Annotated in this window: 5 protein-coding genes and 1 pseudogene; all 6 read right to left on the reverse strand. The window is 40.8% G+C overall.

Annotated elements, in window-relative coordinates; translation table 11 throughout:
* Positions 1 to 208, reverse strand: a pseudogene (locus OSCIL6407_RS38080) (type I restriction endonuclease subunit R, EcoR124 family); the annotation flags it as partial.
* Positions 190 to 555 carry a type I restriction endonuclease subunit R, EcoR124 family gene (locus OSCIL6407_RS37700; RefSeq protein ID WP_267879532.1) on the reverse strand — a complete coding sequence of 122 codons (366 nt, stop codon included), beginning with the start codon at positions 553 to 555 and terminating at the stop codon, positions 190 to 192. The gene OSCIL6407_RS37700 and the pseudogene OSCIL6407_RS38080, both read right to left, overlap by 19 nt.
* On the reverse strand, positions 503 to 1,405 hold the full coding sequence (locus OSCIL6407_RS37705) for a type I restriction enzyme subunit R domain-containing protein (RefSeq protein ID WP_019486988.1): 903 nt from the start codon (positions 1,403 to 1,405) through the stop codon (positions 503 to 505). The genes OSCIL6407_RS37700 and OSCIL6407_RS37705 overlap by 53 nt, the downstream gene beginning before the upstream one ends.
* Positions 1,406 to 1,500: 95 nt before the next feature.
* Positions 1,501 to 2,451, reverse strand: a complete 951-nt coding sequence (locus OSCIL6407_RS37710) for a type I restriction endonuclease (RefSeq protein ID WP_019486989.1) — start codon at positions 2,449 to 2,451, stop codon at positions 1,501 to 1,503.
* A 6-nt stretch (positions 2,452 to 2,457) separates the two neighbouring features.
* On the reverse strand, positions 2,458 to 3,150 hold the full coding sequence (locus OSCIL6407_RS0105080; protein ID WP_007354480.1) for an abortive infection family protein: 693 nt from the start codon (positions 3,148 to 3,150) through the stop codon (positions 2,458 to 2,460).
* A 9-nt stretch (positions 3,151 to 3,159) separates the two neighbouring features.
* On the reverse strand, positions 3,160 to 3,288 hold the full coding sequence (locus OSCIL6407_RS37715) for a restriction endonuclease subunit S domain-containing protein (protein WP_019486990.1): 129 nt from the start codon (positions 3,286 to 3,288) through the stop codon (positions 3,160 to 3,162).
* Positions 3,289 to 3,460: the final 172 nt, after the last annotated feature.

The raw sequence follows: 3,460 nt of genomic DNA on the forward strand, positions 1-3,460 counted from the left end.
AGCTCGCGCTGAAGGTTAGCCAGCAGCTTGAGAATATAGGCGACATTGATTTCGTCTCGCTGGATCAGTTCCAGTTCAAATCGACTTCCTCAACTAAAGACTCTTTCTCGTCATCGGGTTTAGATCGCGTTTTATCATAGATGTCCAGATATTTGCTTTTATAATCTTCAAAGGTTTGTTCATCCAGATTTAAGTCAGAAAAACTAATTCAGTGAATGATTTACTTACATTCTGCAAACGAATAAGATTACGAAAGGCTTTAACGAACTTAACTTGGTCATCTTCACTAATAAGCTTATTGACATCGTTAGGGATAGTGGCGATCGCTCTCAGTTCTTGCACCCCGTCATTAAATTTTTCAATGTAGTATTCGTAGGGTTGAATGAAAATTTCTTCGCTTGCGTTGGTGTCTGAAAAGAGGGCAACGGCTTGATCAGTATTCTCTTTGAGGTTACGGAAAGAGACGATATTCCCTTGAGATTTAAGTTCGCCCAAAATGCGATTAGTGCGGGAGTATGCTTGAATTAATCCGTGATACTTCAGATTTTTTGTCAACGTAAAGTGTATTGAGCTTTTTGACATCAAAGCCCGTGAGAAACATATTGACGACTAACAGAATATCGGCGCGTTCCTGATCCTGAAAGTTTTCTCGATCGCGGTCTTTCATCCGCTTGGCGATATCTTTATAGTAGGCATAGAAAGCCTGACTATCTTTGGCGGAATGTTGGGTTTGGTACATCTGGTTATACTCCGCGATAAATTGATTCAGTTTGTCGCGGCTATGGCTACGGTTGCTTATATCTGCGCTGATATTAAAATCAGGTTCTCCAATTAAGCCGTTTGCGTCTTGGTCTTCTTCGTTATAGCCAGGGGTAAAAATTGTGATCACTCGTAGGTCATGTAATCCCTGTTTTTGTTTGTTTTTGAACGTGTCGTAATAGGTAATTAGGGTGTCTACACTGCTGGCGCAGAGCATCGCCGAGAATTTTCTACCGTGGGTTTTACGGTTATGGTTGGCAATAATCCAATCGACAATTAGAGAAATTCGGTCGGGATTTTCAAAGAATTCTCGGTCTAATTTTGGCTCTGTGATCAGCGTACCGTCTTTGCGTTTGATTTTTCCCCAATACTCGACGGAAAATTTAAGCACGTTTTCATCCGCGATCGCATTGGTAATCACATATTTATGCAGACATTCCTGGAATAGGTCTTTGGTAGTACGTTTACCGTGTTCGTTGCTAGCGGCGTTATCGGCAAAGATAGGAGTCCCTGTAAAGCCAAACATTTGTGCTTGGGGAAAGAATTTGACGATATTTTTATGGGTTTCGCCAAATTGAGAACGGTGGCATTCGTCAAAGATGAACACAATGCGCTTATCTTTCAAGCTTTTCCATTGCGACTTCATGACGTTGGGACTTGATCGCTCGGTTGAGTTTCTGGATAGTGGTGACAATGAGGGGGTTATCCCCAGCCATTTGTTCTACTAATTGTCGAGTGTTGTCAGTAGTGTCTACGCATCGGGGCTGAAATATTAAACTCTCTGCTAGTTTGGTAGTCGAGGTCAGCACGATCAACTACGAACAGAACTTTATGGACTTTGGGTAGTTGCGTAAGGATTTGGGCAGCTTTGAAACTGGTGAGGGTTTTGCCCGATCCAGTGGTATGCCAGATATAGCCATTTTTGTTGGTGTTTTTGACACGCTCAATGATGGCTTCGACGGCGTAGTATTGATAGGGACGCAGCACCATCAGCACTTTGTCGGATTCGTGCAGGACAATGTATTTACAGATCATCTTGGAGACGTGGCATTTCTCCAGAAAGCTATCCGCGAAGTCTTCCAGTTGGGTAATCAGGTTATTGTCTTGGTCTGCCCAGTAGAAGGTTTGTTTAAATTCTTGTTTACGGTTGTTGGCGTAGTAACGGGTATTGACACCGTTGGAGATGACGAAAATTTGGACATATTGAAACAGTCCATTGTCTGCTCCGTAGGAATGGCGTTGGTAGCGGTTGATTTGGTTGAAGGCTTCCTTAAGTTCCAGTCCTCGGCGTTTCAGTTCGATTTGGACGAGGGGCAAGCCGTTAATCAGCAGGGTTACATCGTAGCGGTTTTTGTACTTGCCTTGCTGGGTAATCTGGTTCGTAACTTGATATTGGTTTTGACACCAATGTTCTGTGTTGAGGAATTCCAGGTAAAAGGTAGTGCCATCGTCGCGGCTGAGTTCCATTTTGTCGCGGAGTCGCTTGGCTCGGTCAAATACGTTACCCTTGTCAAGGTGGTTGAGAATGCTCTTAAACTCTGTGTCGCTGAGTTTGATGTGGTTATGTTTTTCAAGTTGGGCTTTGAGGTTGGCATTGAATTCTGCTGCACTGCTGATGTTGACGGGTTGGTAGCCTAGCCCCGTCAGACGCTCGATCAGTTTTTGCTCTAGTTGCGCTTCAGATTCCGTCATGGCGACCTACTCTTCATTTAACATTGCTTGTTCATCAAGGAAAACTTGTAGCCGGATCTCGTAATCTTCATAGTAAAGAGTATACAGTGCTTGGCTATAAAGTAGTTTTCCGTCTAAGGGATATTCTTCGTCTAGAAATTCATTGAATTCTGGACTTTCTTCATATCTAATTCGGTCTTCTTCGATTTTAATATCTTCTTTTGACTTCTTTTCCAATTCAAAACTGATAAACGAAGATATGAGATAACGGGATAGGCTTTCTGTTATTTCTCTCAGTAGCCGCGATAAATCTTGATCGTTAAGCAGTTCTTTGGGTATATGTTTTCCGTGAGATAAATCACCTCTCGCATTTCTTAATTCATTAATATGTTTTCCTATCTGTGAGAGTTTACTAATAAAATCCCTCTCGTATACATCATCATTTTTTTGAAGTAACTTGGCTGCCTCACAGATAAGATTATTAGTTTCGCTTTTCGCACCTTTATTTAAACTTTTCCCTTCTATACTTGGGTCAATTTGCGTAATGATAGTTTTACAAATGCTCTGTAGAAGTGAATTACAGCAATCTAAGCTTACACCTGTATGTAAATCTTGGTGATAGTTTTCAATTGCGCTAATAAATTCGGCAAATGCACCATAGTATTGAAAGTCGGGGAATTCTTTGATATGTCTTTTCACTAACGCTTCTAAACTCTCCATAACACCTCATTACACAAACATTTTTTGTAGTAAACCTTTCTTGAATTGTTCGGTTTGGTCGATTTGGCGAGAGAGGGTTTCGATTTTGCGATCCATTGCTGTTAAAAAACCAGTAATTTTTCTTGTTCTTTTTTGCAAGGGTAAAATAGTATGATTGCTGACAATGATTCTTGGTTGATATTTGTATTTGCGCTAGAGGTAGCCAAAGAAAGCAATTCTTTTCTAAATTCTAATGATGAAAAACAATATTTTTATATAAATGACATAACTCTGAGGATTTCTCTCTAAATCTAATAATAAAACCGCTATA

Origin of the sequence: Kamptonema formosum PCC 6407, from assembly GCF_000332155.1 — a bacterium.
Lineage (GTDB): Bacteria > Cyanobacteriota > Cyanobacteriia > Cyanobacteriales > Microcoleaceae > Kamptonema > Kamptonema formosum.